Annotated in this window: 14 protein-coding genes; 8 read left to right on the top strand and 6 right to left on the bottom strand. The window is 65.2% G+C overall.

Going from position 1 to position 14,258, the window contains the following annotated elements; translation table 11 throughout:
- Positions 1 to 46 precede the first annotated feature (46 nt).
- Both E4487_RS22930 and E4487_RS22925 read right to left on the bottom strand, forming a co-directional pair.
- A complete protein-coding gene (locus tag E4487_RS22930; protein WP_037053963.1) occupies positions 47 to 997 on the bottom strand; it encodes a homoserine kinase in 951 nt (316 codons plus the stop codon).
- Between the two features lie 17 nt (positions 998 to 1,014).
- Positions 1,015 to 1,299 (bottom strand): DUF2782 domain-containing protein, encoded by a 285-nt coding sequence (locus E4487_RS22925; protein ID WP_037053961.1) that lies wholly within the window; start codon positions 1,297 to 1,299, stop codon positions 1,015 to 1,017.
- 74 nt (positions 1,300 to 1,373) lie between these two features.
- Between E4487_RS22925 and polA the strand changes: the two genes are divergently transcribed.
- On the top strand, positions 1,374 to 4,169 hold the full coding sequence (polA, locus tag E4487_RS22920; protein WP_175254460.1) for a DNA polymerase I: 2,796 nt from the start codon (positions 1,374 to 1,376) through the stop codon (positions 4,167 to 4,169).
- A gap of 449 nt (positions 4,170 to 4,618) precedes the next feature.
- Here the strand turns inward: polA and yihA are convergent, their stop codons facing one another.
- Positions 4,619 to 5,266 carry a ribosome biogenesis GTP-binding protein YihA/YsxC gene (gene yihA, locus E4487_RS22915; protein WP_047584511.1) on the bottom strand — a complete coding sequence of 216 codons (648 nt, stop codon included), beginning with the start codon at positions 5,264 to 5,266 and terminating at the stop codon, positions 4,619 to 4,621.
- 242 nt (positions 5,267 to 5,508) lie between these two features.
- On the opposite strand from yihA, the gene E4487_RS22910 reads away from it, so the two are divergent.
- The 5 genes from E4487_RS22910 to E4487_RS22890 all read left to right on the top strand — a co-directional run bounded on the left by E4487_RS22910 (position 5,509) and on the right by E4487_RS22890 (position 10,062).
- Positions 5,509 to 5,799: a cytochrome c5 family protein gene (locus E4487_RS22910; protein WP_037053953.1), complete on the top strand. Its 291-nt coding sequence runs from the start codon at positions 5,509 to 5,511 to the stop codon at positions 5,797 to 5,799.
- A gap of 51 nt (positions 5,800 to 5,850) precedes the next feature.
- Positions 5,851 to 6,456, top strand: coding sequence for a cytochrome c (locus E4487_RS22905; RefSeq protein WP_037053950.1), 606 nt, complete (start codon positions 5,851 to 5,853; stop codon positions 6,454 to 6,456).
- 153 nt (positions 6,457 to 6,609) lie between these two features.
- Positions 6,610 to 7,236, top strand: coding sequence for a thiol:disulfide interchange protein DsbA/DsbL (locus tag E4487_RS22900; protein ID WP_037053948.1), 627 nt, complete (start codon positions 6,610 to 6,612; stop codon positions 7,234 to 7,236).
- A 19-nt stretch (positions 7,237 to 7,255) separates the two neighbouring features.
- A complete protein-coding gene (locus E4487_RS22895) occupies positions 7,256 to 8,128 on the top strand; it encodes an endonuclease/exonuclease/phosphatase family protein (RefSeq protein ID WP_150607457.1) in 873 nt (290 codons plus the stop codon).
- A gap of 5 nt (positions 8,129 to 8,133) precedes the next feature.
- Entirely contained in the window at positions 8,134 to 10,062 is a 1,929-nt protein-coding gene (locus tag E4487_RS22890) for a GGDEF domain-containing protein (protein WP_175254459.1), read from the top strand.
- Between the two features lie 38 nt (positions 10,063 to 10,100).
- Here the strand turns inward: E4487_RS22890 and E4487_RS22885 are convergent, their stop codons facing one another.
- Entirely contained in the window at positions 10,101 to 11,633 is a 1,533-nt protein-coding gene (locus E4487_RS22885) for a nucleobase:cation symporter-2 family protein (RefSeq protein WP_134677567.1), read from the bottom strand.
- A gap of 228 nt (positions 11,634 to 11,861) precedes the next feature.
- Between E4487_RS22885 and E4487_RS22880 the strand changes: the two genes are divergently transcribed.
- Positions 11,862 to 12,452 carry a MarC family protein gene (locus E4487_RS22880; RefSeq protein ID WP_037053937.1) on the top strand — a complete coding sequence of 197 codons (591 nt, stop codon included), beginning with the start codon at positions 11,862 to 11,864 and terminating at the stop codon, positions 12,450 to 12,452.
- Positions 12,449 to 13,240, top strand: a complete 792-nt coding sequence (locus E4487_RS22875) for an N-acetylmuramoyl-L-alanine amidase (RefSeq protein ID WP_037053935.1) — start codon at positions 12,449 to 12,451, stop codon at positions 13,238 to 13,240. Before E4487_RS22880 ends, E4487_RS22875 begins: the two co-directional genes overlap by 4 nt.
- On the opposite strand, the gene E4487_RS22870 is transcribed toward E4487_RS22875, so the two are convergent.
- Together E4487_RS22870 and E4487_RS22865 are read right to left on the bottom strand one after the other, a co-directional pair.
- Positions 13,241 to 13,645: a DUF1330 domain-containing protein gene (locus E4487_RS22870; protein WP_037053933.1), complete on the bottom strand. Its 405-nt coding sequence runs from the start codon at positions 13,643 to 13,645 to the stop codon at positions 13,241 to 13,243.
- Positions 13,646 to 13,762: 117 nt separating this feature from the next.
- Complete coding sequence (locus E4487_RS22865) at positions 13,763 to 14,158, bottom strand: response regulator (RefSeq protein WP_175254458.1); 396 nt, start codon at positions 14,156 to 14,158, stop codon at positions 13,763 to 13,765.
- Between the last annotated feature and the right edge of the window lie 100 nt (positions 14,159 to 14,258).

The raw sequence follows: 14,258 nt of genomic DNA, 5'->3' as shown, positions 1-14,258 counted from the left end.
TCCACCGCAGCGTACGCCACGGTGGACCGGTAAAGCGTGGCCCACCCTACAGTGCGAACGGCAGAGGCAGGTCTACCTGTTGGCGTTGCGCCAGGCGGCGCTGGAACTCGCCGGGGTCATGAATCAGCACTTCCTGCCCGGCGAACGACTCGGCGGCGATCAGGCGTGACAGCCAGAAGCGCACGCAGGCCACGCGCAGCATGGCGGGCCACAGCTCGGCCTCTGCCGCCGTGAACGGCCGCAGCGCAGCATAGGCGCCGAGCAGCGCGCGGGCACGGGCGCCGTCGAGGCTGCCATCTTCGTGCGAGCACCAATCGTTCAGGGTGATGGCCAGGTCGTAGAGCATCGGCCCCGAGCAGGCGTTGTAGAAGTCGATCACGCCCGCCAGGTGATTGCCGTCGAACAGCACGTTGTCGCGGAACAGATCGGCATGCAGGTTGGCGCGTGGCAGGGCGAGGATGCGCGGCTTCAGCTCGGCGATCTCCTGCAGCGCATCACGCAGCAGAGGCAGCGCCTGCTCGTCGAGCTTCAGGGCCTGGCTCGGGCCTTCGGCGAGCATCCAGTCCAGCCCGCGATCACTGCGTCGTTCGACGGGAGTGGCCCGCGTCGCCAGGTGAATGTTCGCCAGCAGGCGGCCGACTTCCTGGCAGTGGTGGGCATTGGCCTCGCGCACGTGCTTGCCGGACAGCCTCGGCTGCAGCAGTGCCGGCTTTTCGGCCAGGCTGCGCAGGGCCAGGCCATCCTGGGTACGCAGGGCGTAGGGCACCGGCAGGCCGGCATCGTGCAGGACGTCGAGCAGTTCGATGAAGAACGGCAGGTCGGCCACCGGGCCGCGCTCGACCAGGGTCAGAACGTATTCGCCCTGCTCCAGGCTGACGAAGAAATTGCTGTTTTCGCTGCCCGCCGCAATACCCTGGAAATCACGCAAGCGCCCGAGCCCGTAGGGCGCCAGGAAGACTTCGAGCTCATGACGCTCCAGGGGGGTGAATACCGACATATCAGACCTTTATTGCCTTACCAGCTGAAGATTTCCCATGACGGGATGAGCATGTCCGGATCGTCCGAACGAATGAAATTGCCGTCGCTGCCATCGGCGCGCACGAGAAAATAGGGTTTGCCATTCTTCGGAATGACCTTGATGGCATAGAGGAAGCCATTGACCCGGTATTCCTGGATGGTGCGGTCGCCGTCCTGGCGGATGGTTACGTCGGGGTCAGCGGAAACCGGGTCCTCGGCGTGAGCGGCGAGCGGAAGACAGGCCAGCAGGCTGACCAGCAACAGGCGATTCAATGTACCCATGATAACCTTGCTCCTTGATATTCACCGATGCAGCCATTCTACCGCTGCACCCGCCGAAAAGGTTGATCCCGCGCATGAGCCAAGCTCCCCTCGTTCTGGTCGACGGTTCCTCGTACCTGTACCGCGCTTTCCACGCCCTGCCCCCGCTGACCACGTCCAAGGGCATGCCCACCGGGGCGGTCAAGGGCGTGTTGAACATGCTCAAGAGCCTGCGCAAGCAATACCCGAACAGTCCGTTCGCCGTGGTCTTCGACGCCAAGGGCGGCACCTTCCGCGATGAGCTGTTCGCCGAGTACAAGGCCAATCGTCCATCGATGCCGGACGAGCTGCGTGTCCAGGTCGAGCCGCTGCATGCCAGCGTGCGTGCCCTGGGCCTGCCGCTGCTGTGCGTCGAAGGCGTGGAAGCCGACGACGTGATCGGCACCCTGGCCCGGCAGGCAGCCGGTGAACAGCGCGACGTGGTGATCTCTACCGGCGACAAGGACATGGCGCAACTGGTCTGCCCGCACGTTACGCTGGTCAACACCATGACCGGAAGCGTCTATGACGAAGGTGGCGTAAAGGAGAAATTCGGTGTCGGTCCCGAGCTGATCATCGATTACCTGGCCCTGATGGGCGACAAGGTGGACAACATTCCCGGCGTACCCGGGGTCGGCGAGAAAACCGCGCTCGGCCTGCTGGTCGGCATCGGTGGTGGTCTCGACGTGCTCTACGCCAATCTCGACAAGGTGCCGGCGCTGCCGATTCGCGGCGCCAAGGGCCTGCCGGCCAAGCTCGAGGAACACCGCGAGATGGCCTACCTCTCCTATCAGCTGGCGACCATCAAGACCGACGTGCCGCTGAACATCGCCATCGATGACCTGCATCCGGGCGAGCCGGATCAGGCGGCGCTGGTCGAGCTGTATGGCGAACTGGAATTCAAGAACTGGCTGGACGACCTGCTGCGCCAGAACAAGGGCCTGGCGGCCAAGGCCGCTGCGCCTGCCGGTGATCTGTTCGCCGAGCCGGTCGCTGGCGCTGCCGAGGCGGTAGCCGAGCCCGCGCCGGCGAGCAGCGGGGATTACCAGCTGGTGCTGGAGCAGGCACAGTTCGATGCCTGGCTGAGGAAGCTGGAGCAGGCCGAGCTGATCGCCTTCGACAGCGAAACCACCAGCGTCGATGCCCAGCAGGCGCAACTGGTTGGCCTGTCCTTCGCGGTCAAGGCCGGCGAGGCCGCCTACGTGCCGCTGGCCCACAGCTACATGGGCGTGCCGCAGCAGCTCGACCGCGATGCCGTGCTCAAGGCGCTGCAGCCGATCCTCGAAGACCCGGCCAAGGCCAAGGTTGGCCAGCATGCCAAGTACGACATCAATGTCCTGGCCAATGCCAGCACGCCGATCGCGGTGCAGGGCGTGGCCTTCGACACCATGCTCGAATCCTACGTGCTGGATTCCACCGCCACCCGTCACGACATGGACAGCCTGGCGCTGAAGTACCTGAACCACAGCACCATCCGCTTCGAGGACATCGCCGGCAAGGGGGCCAAGCAGCTGACCTTCGACCAGATTCCGCTGGAGCAGGCCGGGCCTTACGCCGCCGAGGACGCCGATGTGACCCTGCGTCTGCACCAGGAACTCTGGGGCCGCCTCGAGGCCGTGCCGTCCCTGGCCAGGGTGCTGCGCGAGATCGAGATCCCGCTGGTGCCGGTGCTGGCGCGTATCGAGCGCAACGGCGCGCTGGTCGATGCCCGGCTGCTCGGTCAGCAGAGCGTCGAACTGGGCGAGAAGCTGGTGGAACTGGAGCGCAAGGCCTTCGAGATCGCCGGCGAGGAGTTCAACCTGGCTTCGCCCAAGCAGCTCGGGGTGATCCTCTACGAGAAGCTCGGTTACCCGGTGATCAGCAAGACCGCCAAGGGCCAGCCATCCACCGCCGAGGCGGTGCTCGCCGAGCTGGCCGAGCAGGACTTCGAACTGCCCAAGGTGCTGATGCAGTACCGCTCCCTGAGCAAGCTCAAGAGCACCTACACCGACAGGCTGCCGGAGCAGATCAACCCGCGTACCGGGCGCATCCATACCAGCTACCACCAGGCGGTGGCGGCGACCGGGCGCCTGTCCTCGAGTGACCCGAACCTGCAGAACATCCCGATCCGTACCGCCGAAGGGCGGCGGATCCGCCAGGCGTTCGTCGCCCCCAAGGGCTACCGCACGATGGCGGCGGACTACTCGCAGATCGAGTTGCGCATCATGGCCCACTTGGCCAAGGACGAAGGCCTGCTGGAGGCCTTCCGCAATGACCTGGACGTGCACAAGGCCACCGCGGCCGAGGTGTTCGGCGTGGCGCTGGACGAGGTCAGCAGCGATCAGCGGCGCAAGGCCAAGGCCATCAACTTCGGTCTTATCTATGGCATGAGTGCCTTCGGCCTGGCCAAGCAGATCGACGTCGAGCGCAAGGAGGCCCAGGCCTACATCGACCGTTACTTCGCCCGTTATCCCGGCGTGCTCAGCTACATGGAGCGCACCCGTGCGCAGGCGGCCGAGCAGGGCTACGTGGAGACCGTGTTCGGCCGGCGTCTGTACCTGCCGGAGATCCACGCGCAGAACCAGGCCATGCGCAAGGGGGCCGAGCGGGCGGCGATCAACGCGCCCATGCAGGGCACGGCGGCGGACATCATCAAGCGCGCGATGATCAAGGTGGACGGCTGGTTGCAGGACAGCGGCGTGGATGCGCGGATCATCATGCAGGTCCACGACGAACTGGTGCTGGAGGTGCGCGAGGACCTGGTCGACGAGGTCGGTGCCAAGCTTCAGAGCCTGATGGGGGACGCCGCCGACCTGGATGTGCCGTTGCTGGTCGAAGTGGGTGTCGGTGCCAACTGGGATGAAGCGCATTGATACCCGGTGCCGCGGCGCAAAGCCGCGGCCGCTCTAGCTTATGGGTTTCAGGGCATCAAACGACGCTTTCTTATTGCAAATGGTTTTTAAAAAAGCGATGAACTTTCCGCCAGACAGCCAGGTCAGAGTTCGTGAATGGCCGTTAAGCCCTTCAATGCTCCTTTGTTGTGTTAAGTGTTGGCAGACATCTGGACCCCGCCCTAGCGGTTCAGACCTTGAACCCCGAACTTCTCCCTCCCCATACGAAGCTCGGGGTTTTTTTTGCCTGAAAAAAAGCGGCCGCCAGCGGCACTCTGCTGAGCCTCTCCCATTTATCGGAGACGACTGCGTGGATGCAGGAGGATGCCAAAGCCGGGGTTCCCGAAGGGCGGGAGAGGCTTCTTTGAGGCATCCCAACTCAAAACGGGCGTTGAGCGATCTTCTTCAGGTGCCCCTAGCCACAGGCTGACTCAGGCCTCAGTGCCTTCCTCATCTTCCTCCGGCAGCAGGTCCAGCCAGGCGGCCAGCACCATCTGCGCCTCCTCCACCCCCATGCGCTTGGGCGCCGAGAACAGCTGGATGCTGATGCCTTCGCCCCACTCCTTGCGGATCTCCTGACGAACCTTTAGCAGTGCGTTCTTCGCCGCACCGAAGGCCAGCTTGTCGGCCTTGGTCAGCAGGATGTGCAGCGGCATGCCGCTGGCCACCGACCAGTCCAGCATCATGCGGTCGAACTCGGTCAGCGGGTGGCGGATATCCATCATCAGGACCAGGCCGCACAGGCTCTCGCGGCTGCCCAGATAGGCTTCGAGGTGTTTCTGCCAATGCTGCTTGAGCGGGATCGGCACCTTGGCGTAGCCGTATCCGGGCAGGTCCACCAGGCGACGCTCCTCGTCCAGGCTGAAGAAGTTGAGCAGCTGGGTGCGCCCGGGGGTCTTCGAGGTGCGCGCCAGGCTGGCATGCGTGAGGGTGTTCAAGGCGCTCGACTTGCCCGCATTGGAGCGGCCGGCGAAGGCGACTTCCAGACCGCTGTCCTCGGGGCACTGATCGACCTTGGCGGCACTGATGAGGAAGCTGGCCTGCTGGCACAGACCGATGATGGGATTCTTCGGGAGCATGGGGGTATCCGGTGGTTGCCGCGAGGCGATTGAGGCGCTCGAGGGCTTGCGACATTTCCGCGCACCTACCGCACGCCAGGTGGCGCGGCAAGCGGCGTCGTTTCCGTTTCAGCGTTGCCAGTATATAATGCCGCAGATTTTGTGTGCGCTTTGTCCCACCCGCAGGAACCCGATTGCTGGGAGCGATTACATCTCTGCTCGATAGAAAGCAGAACGCTCTCTACCCTGATGAGGTTGATCTGATGAAGAAAATGCTGCTTGCAGCTGCCGTGTTGATGCTGTCTTTCAACGGCTATGCTGCTCAGGATCCGCAAGCTGTGTATGACCGTGCCTGTGGTGTTTGCCACAACGGCCAGATTCCCACGGCGCCCAAGAAGGGCGACAAGGCCGCATGGGAGCCGCGTCTGGCCAAGGGGACGGATGCACTGGTGCAGAGCGTCACCAATGGTTTGAATGCCATGCCGCCGCGCGGCCTGTGCATGGACTGCACGGCCGAGGATTACCAGGCGGTCATCAAATTGATGAGCGAATGAGTAAACCCGACCGATAACCCTTTTCTCTCTTAGCCGTAGTTGGATTAGCTGATGAACAAAGTACTCGTGAGTCTGCTGTTGACCCTGGGCCTCACTGGCGTGGCGCAGGCTGCTGGCGATGCCGAAGCCGGTCAGGGCAAAGTCGCTGTCTGTGGCGCCTGCCATGGCGCTGATGGCAACAGCCCTGCTCCAAACTTCCCCAAGCTGGCTGGTCAGGGCGAGCGTTACTTGCTCAAGCAGCTGCACGACATCAAGTCCGGCAATCGCCAGGTGGTCGAGATGACCGGCATGCTGGACAACCTCAGCGACCAGGATCTGGAAGATATCGCTGCCTACTTCTCCAGCCAGAAGATGAGCGTCGGTGCTGCCGATCCCAAGCTGGTCCAGCGTGGTGAAGCGCTGTTCCGTGGCGGCAAGCTGGAAGAAGGCATGCCGGCCTGCACCGGTTGCCACTCGCCGAACGGCGCTGGCCTGGCCGCTGCTGCCTTCCCGCACCTGGGTGGCCAGCACGCGCAGTACGTTGCCAAGCAGCTGACCGACTTCCGTGAAGGCAACCGCACCAACGACGGCGACTCGATGATCATGCGTTCCATCGCCGCCAAGCTGAGCAACAAGGACATCGAAGCGGTTTCCAGCTTCATCCAGGGTCTGCACTAACAGACCGCCGTTGCACTTGGTAAGACAAAGGGTGGCTGCGGCCGCCCTTTTTATTGGGCGCGGTGGCTACAATGGGCGGAACCGGCCCGGTGCCAGCGAGTCATAGTCTCGAATCGCCACCAGGGCGACGCTTTCCAGCCAAGGAGTACCCCCATGCGTAACCTGATTTTCGGCGCCGCTCTGGCGATCAGCAGTCTTTTCGGCCTCAGCGCCCACGCCGAGCCGGTTGCCGGCCAGCAATACGTCGAGCTGAAAAGCCCGGTGCCGATCTCCAAACCGGGCAAGGTCGAGGTCGTCGAGCTGTTCTGGTATGGCTGCCCGCACTGCTATCAGTTCGAGTCGACCCTCAATCCCTGGGTCGAGAAGCTGCCGGAAGATGTCAACTTCGTCCGCGTCCCGGCGCTGTTCGGTGGCATCTGGAACGTGCACGGCCAGGCCTTCCTCACCCTGGAAAGCATGAAGGTCGAGGGCAAGGTGCATGACGCGGTGTTCAACGCCATCCACCAGGAGAAGAAGAAGCTGGCTTCCGCCGAAGAGTTCGCCGACTTCGTCGCCACTCAGGGCGTGGACCGCGACACCTTCCTCAGCACCTTCAACTCCTTCGCCGTCAAAGGCCAGATGGAAAAGGCCAAGAAGCTGGCCATGGCTTACCAGGTCACTGGCGTACCGGTGATGATCGTCGGCGGCAAGTACCGCTTCGACATCGGCTCCTCCGGCGGCCCGCGTGAGGCCCTCGGTGTAGCCGACTACCTGATCGCCAAGGAACGCGCCGCGCTGTAAGCGGCCGCAGGCGCAAGACATGCTGCGCCGCTGGCGACAGACACGTACGGTTGGCCTGTGCGATCCACAGGTCAACCCGCAGTGTTCGCCACAGGGCGACTGGCCAGCCGACGGCCTGTTGCGCCTGCTCAGTTTCAACGTCCAGGTCGGCATCAATACCCAGCGTTACCATCATTACCTCACCCGTGGCTGGCAGCACCTGTTGCCTCATGCGGGGCGCGCCGGCAACCTGCAGCGCATCGGTGATCTGCTCGCCGATTTCGATCTGGTGGCCTTGCAGGAAGTCGACGGCGGCAGCCTGCGTTCCGGCTACGTCAATCAGGTCGAGTACCTGGCCCAGCAGGGCGCCTTCCCCTACTGGTACCAACAGCTCAATCGCAATCTCGGCCGCCTCGCCCAGCACAGCAACGGGGTGCTCAGTCGTCTGCGGCCGACGCTGCTGGAGGATCACCCGCTGCCGGGGCCGCCGGGTAGGGGGGCCATCTTCCTGCGCCTGGGCGAGGGTGAGCAGGCGCTCGGCGTGGTCATGATGCACCTGGCGCTGGGCGCGCGAACCCGCGTCCGGCAGCTGGCCTATATCCGCGAACGGGTCAGCGAGTTCCGCCACCTGGTGCTGATGGGGGACATGAACACCCATGCCGTCGACCTGCTGGAAAACTCCCCCTTGCGCGACCTCGGGCTGGTCGCGCCGCAGGCGCAGGCGACCTTCCCCAGCTGGCGCCCGCAGCGTTGCCTTGACCATATCCTGCTCAGCTCCGAACTGGAGCTGGGGCGCGTCGATGTCCTCAGCCAGCCGATATCCGATCACCTGCCCGTGGCCGTGGAAATCCGCCTGCCGCAGGCCCAGAATACGGCGCAACTGCCTATGCTGAAGACGCCATCTGCCGAGTGAGCCGTATGAGCGAAGACGCGCAACGCTGGAAAGACAAATACCTGAGTAGCCTGGAGCGCCACGAAAAGCTCGAGCGCCGCTGGGAGTTGCGCCTGGATCTGCTGCGCCGGGGGCTGGTGCGCAGCAGTCTGGCTGCCGAGGGCGCCGACAAGGCGGTCGATCAGTGCATGCAGGAGATGCGCGATATCCTGCGGCGCGATGACATGGACGCGGCACTGGGTGGCCTGATCCCGCGCCTGGAAAAGGCCGTGCTGGAATCCGAGCAGCGCCGTCAGAAGCGCGCTGCGGAGGCGGCCACTGCCCTGGCGCGCCTGGTCACGCAGTTGCAGGACCTGGAGCCGCCCCGCGAGGTGCGCAAGGCGCTCAAGGCGCTGGGCAAGCAGCTGGAGGAGGCGGCCAGCCATCAGTACCTGCTGCCGGCCCTGCTCAGCCAGTTGAGCAATCTGCAGGCGCAGGCGCTGGCCGTGCAGCAGGCACCTGCGCAGGACCAACCCGGTTTGCTGCAGCGCCTGTTCGGCTCGCGCAGCGAGAGTGCCAGCGACGCGCCCGTGACACCGGCGCCTGCCGCCGCCGATGTGCCGCCAGCGGCAGAGCCCGCCGCGCCGACGCTGCCTGTCGACGAGCCCTTGCCGGCCGCGCCTGCGCCTGCGTCAATTCCTGCACCTGCACCTGCACCTGCACCTGCACCTGCACCTGCACCTGCACCTGCACCTGCACCTGTCGCCGAGGCCGCTGCCGCTGCCGCTGCCGCTGCCGGTGCGGCGCCGGTGCGTCAGGAGGCCGCCGAGGTGCCGGCGGTACTCGACAGCCTGCCGGTACCGCCTGGCCTGGTCCCGCTGGATGACGAGGGTGATGGCCCGTTCTCCCTGCCCAGCAGCGAGCCGGGCTACAGCGCCGTGGCGCCGCATATCGCCAACAGCCTGCGCAACCTGCTCGACGAGCTGGACCTGCCGGCCAGCCACCTGCCGCAGGGCGAAGCCTTGCGCGAGCGCCTGGAGGGCAATCTCAACTGGTACGAACTGGTGCCGGTGCTGGACGACCTGGCGGTGCTGCTGCTGGCGATCAACAACGGCGGCCAGCGCGAGTTCGCCGGCTACCTGAAACAGCTCAACGAGCGCCTGGCGGCCTTCATTCAGACCCTGAGCGAGGCACACGAGGGCTACGGCGCTTCGGCGCAGAGCGCGCGCAACTTCAACCAGCAGTTGCAGGATCAGGTCACCGACCTGCAGAACAGCGTGCAGGAAGCGGTCGACCTGGACGCGCTCAAGCAGGCGCTGGAACAGCGCCTGGAAGGTCTGCTGCAGAGCGTCAGCAACCATCAGCGCCAGCGCGACAGCGCCGAGGACGATGTCGCCGAGCGCTTGCAGGGCCTGGTCAAGCGTGTCGCGGAAATGGAGAGCGAGGCGCAGCAGTTCCGCGCGCACATCGAGGAACAGCGGCAGAAGTCCCTGCTCGATCCCCTGACCGGCTTGCCCAACCGCGCCGCCTGGAGCGAGCGTCTCGAGCTGGAGGTCGCCCGCCGCCAGCGCTATGGCGGCCAGCTGCTGATGGCGGTACTGGACATCGATCACTTCAAGCGGATCAACGATGGCTACGGCCATCTGGCCGGGGATCGGGTGCTGAAGATCATCGCCGGTGAGTTGAACAGGCGCCTGCGCAAGACCGACTTCATCGCGCGCTTCGGTGGCGAGGAGTTCGTCCTGCTGGTACCGGCGACGCCGCTGGAGGGTGGCTTGCAGCTGCTCGAAACCCTGCGCAGCGCGGTCGAGGCCTGCCCGTTCCACTTCAAGGGCGAGCCGGTGACCATCACCCTCTCCGCCGGCATTGCCGAGTTCCGCGATGGTGAATCGGCCGAGACCACTTTCGAGCGCGCCGACCAGGCGCTGTATCGTGCCAAGGGTGCTGGCCGCAACCGGGTCGAGCAGGCCGCCTGATCAGTGAAGAGGCGGCGCTGCCTCGCGCGTGCGTCCCGCTAGGACGGTAGCTTCTCCTCGCTCCTGCCTGTCGCCGGGGTTGCCTCGGCGGTCCGTGGCCGAGGCGCGTGAGCCGCGTCCTCCTGCAACGGCACCTCGATGCCCTGTGCGTCGTACAGCTTGCCGCCGATGAAGTGATCGCCCTCGTGCAGGGCGGCGATGTCCTGGTAGCGCAGGCTGCGCTCGGTGCCGGCGACGAACACCGACTGCTGATCGGAGTTGCCGGCGGTGAAGTGGTTGAACAGCAGGTTGAGCAGGATGGCCATGACCGCAGCCGAGCTGATGCCCGAGTGGAAGATGGTTTCGAACCAGGCCGGGAAGTGGTGGTAGAAGCTCGGCATGGCGATGGGAATCATGCCGAAGCCGATCGAGGTCGCGACGATCACCAGGTTCATGTTGTTGCGATAGTCGACCTTGGCCAGGGTGCGGATGCCGCTGGCGGCGACCGTGCCGAACAGCACCAGGCCCGCACCGCCGAGCACCGAGGTGGGCACGGCGGCGATCACCCGACCAATGACCGGCAGCAGGCCGAGGGTGACCAGGATCAGGCCGCCGGTGGCCACCACGTAGCGGCTCTTCACGCCTGTCACGGCGACCAGCCCGACGTTCTGCGCGAAGGCGCTCTGGGTGAAGGAGCCGAACAGCGGCGCGACGACGCTGGCGATCATGTCTGCGCGCAGCCCGTTGCCGAGGCGCTTGGAGTCGACCCGGGTGTCGATGATGTCGCCCACCGCGAGGATGTCTGCCGAGGTCTCCACCAGGATCACCATCACCACGATCAGCATCGAGATGATCGCCGCCACCTTGAACACCGGTACGCCGAAATGCAGCGGCGTCGGGAAGGCCAGCAACGGGCCCGCGCCGACGCGGGAGAAGTCCGCCATGCCGAATGCCAGGGCCGCCAGGGTGCCGATCACCATGGCCAGGAGGATCGACAGGCGCGAGATGCTGGCGCTGCCGACCTTGCTCAGCAGCAGTACGGTGGCCAGGGTGAAGGCGGCCAGGCCGATGTTGGCCATGCTGCCGAAGTCCGCGGCCTGGCTGTTGCCGCCCATGGCCCAGCGGGCCGCGACCGGCATCAGGGTCAGGCCGATGGTGGTGATGACGATGCCCGTCACCAGCGGCGGGAAGAACCTGGTGATCTTGGAGAAGACCGGCGTGATCAGCAGGCCGATCAGCGCGGCGCCGATCACGGCACCGAACACCACCGGCAACCCCCCTTCGCCGCCGTTGGCACCGACTATGGCGACGATGGTGGCGACGCTGGCGAACGACACGCCCTGCACCAGCGGCAGCTGGCAGCCGAAGAACGGCAGGCCGAGCGTCTGCAGGAGCGTGGCGGCGCCACCGACGAAGAGCGAGGCGGCGATCAGCAGCCCGATGTCGGCCGGCGTCAGGCCGGCCGCCTGGCCGACGATCAGGGGCACGGCGACGATGCCGCCGTACATGGTCAGTACGTGTTGCAGGCCGTAGAGCAGGTTGGAGCCAAGACCGAGGTTCTCGTCCTCGGGGCGCTGGGCGGGGGAGGTCATGGGAAACTACTCGCTGTTGTTCTTGTTGGGTCAATGTATACATTTTATGGGTTAAAAATCTAACTATTTGTATACATTTCTACGAGTGGTCTTTGTCAGGACGCCTCCCCTCGATCCGGTCACGAAGTTGCTTCGCTCCGGCCTGGCGCCCGCAGGCGGACCGTTACGTCCGCTCGCACCCGCCTGGCGCAACCCCTAGACTATGCGCACTAGCCACTGGAGGCGCCTATGGACATCTTCAGCATCGCCGTGCTGATCTTTCTGGTCACCGACCCCTTCGGCAACATCGCCATCTACATCGCTGCGCTGAAGAACGTCGAGCCTCGTCGGCGTCTGTGGGTGGCCGCGCGCGAGCTGCTGTTCGCCCTGGGACTGTTGCTGTTGTTCCTCACCTTTGGTGACAAATTCCTCACCGGACTCGGCCTGTCGCGTGAGGCAACCGCCATCGCCGGCGGTATCATCCTGTTCGTCATCGCCATGCGCCTGATCTTCCCCAGCCCGCAGGGGCTGCTCGGCGATGTACCGGATGGCGAGCCGATGCTGGTGCCGCTGGCGACGCCGGCCGTGGCCGGGCCCTCGGCCCTGGCGGTGCTGATGACCCTGCGCAACACCCATGTCGGGCCGATCTGGGAGCTGTATCTGGCCTTGATCCTGGCCTGGGCGGCGACGGCGTTCATTCTCCTGCAGGCTTCGTTCCTGCAGCGTTTTCTTGGTAATCGCGGGTTGATGGCAGTGGAACGGCTGATGGGCATGCTGCTGATCATGCTCAGCGTCGACATGCTGCTGGACAACCTGCAGAGCGTATTCGGTCACGCATGAAGTCTTTCTGCCTCGCTTTAATCGCTGTTCTGCTCGCGGGCTGCACGGGCGGCCTGCGCATCGATGACAGCCACACGGCCACTGGCCAGAACAGCCGCGTGCAGTACGTGGTGCTGCACTACACCTCCGCCGATCTGCAGCGCTCGCTCGACCTGCTGACGCACACCGAGGTGAGCAGCCACTACCTGATCGGCGATGCCCCGGCGACCGTCTACCGCCTGGTGGACGAGGACCGCCGCGCCTGGCATGCGGGGGTCAGCGAATGGCAGGGGCGCACCTGGCTGAACAGCACGACGATCGGCATCGAACTGGTCAACCAGGGTTATTACCAGACCGCTGCCGGGCGCTACTGGCAGCCCTTCTCGGCGCAGCAGATCGACAAGCTGATCGTGCTGCTCAAGGACATCGTCAAGCGTCACCAGTTGCCGCTGGGCTCGATCATCGCGCACAGCGACGTGGCGCCTCAGCGCAAGGTCGATCCGGGCCCGCTGTTCCCCTGGAAGCGCCTGGCCGACGAGGGGCTGGTGCCCTGGCCGGACGAGGCTGCGGTGGCGCGTCAGCAGGCGCTGTTCGCCCTCAGTCTGCCCAGCGTGCAGTGGTTCCAGGAGCAACTGGCGCGCAACGGCTACACGGTGCCTCGGCAGGGTGAGCTGGACGAGGCGACGCGCAATGTCATCGCCGCCTTCCAGATGAAGTACCGCCCGGCTAACTACGATGGCCAGCCCGATGCCGAGACCGCCGCACGCTTGCTGGTGCTGAACCAGCAGAACGCCGCCCGCCGGGAGTGATCAGGCCGGTGTCGTGCCGATCAGGCGCGAGTCGGCCAGCGCGGCACTGCGATGCACCGTCGCGGCCTGGTACTCGGGGTCGGCGAGCATGGCGAGAAAGGCGCTGGAGGATGGATAGCGCACCAGCAGGACCTGGTCCCAGTGCTCGTCGTTTGGCGCGATGACGGCGACATGGGCCGTGCCCAGCCACTGCACTTCGCCACCGACGCCGCGCACCTTGGCCAGCGCCGTACGGCTGTATCGCGCGTAGGCCTCGCGCCCGCTGCAGGGCGTCTCGTCACTGCCCGAGGGGTAGTTCGCCTGGGGGCTGAAACGCAGCAGGTTGAGCATCACGATCGGCGTATCGGCCGGCATCGCTTCGGCGAATGCGCGCATCTGTTCGCGGCTGGGGTTGAGGCTGGGCATGGCGACTTCCTCGGTGGCTGATCGAGTCAGCCTGGAGGTGAGTGGTGCCGGCAGGCAAGCGCTATCGATGAGGATGATGACCGACGATGCATGGCAGCGCCTGCCGTCGTCGCGGCCTCAGGCTTCGAGCAGCTCGCTCAGGCGGCTGGCCAGCAGCGCGAAGTCGTAGGGTTTTACGATGCTGGCCGTGGCGGCCCCGGCGTCGCGGCTGCGCACTTCCTCCAGCAGTTCCCGCTCTGCATAGCCGCTGGCGAACAACACTGGCAGGGTCGGTCGCACCTGGCGGGCGTTCTGCACCAGTTCGCGGCCGTCCATGCCGGGCAGGCCGATGTCGCTCATCAGCAGGTCGACGGCCAGGTCGCCGCGCAGCAGTTCCAGTGCGCTGGGGGCGTCGCGCAGGGCATGGACGCGATAGCCGAACTCTTCGAGAACCTCCACGGTCAGGTGGCGAACGACGTCATCGTCCTCGACCAGCAGAATGGTCTTCTCGGCAGCGGAATCGGTCGCGGTCATGGGGCTCTCTGTTTGGGCGCGCAGAAGACGCAAATGTTTGGCAAACTTCCGGGTCTGCACATGGTCAGTTTGCCACAGGCCACCTCCCACTATAAGAAGC

It is taken from the genome of Pseudomonas sp. BMW13 (assembly GCF_013357275.1).
In the GTDB taxonomy this organism is placed as follows: Bacteria; Pseudomonadota; Gammaproteobacteria; order Pseudomonadales; family Pseudomonadaceae; genus Aquipseudomonas; species Aquipseudomonas khazarica.
This window is presented reverse-complemented; position numbering and strand designations above follow the sequence as displayed.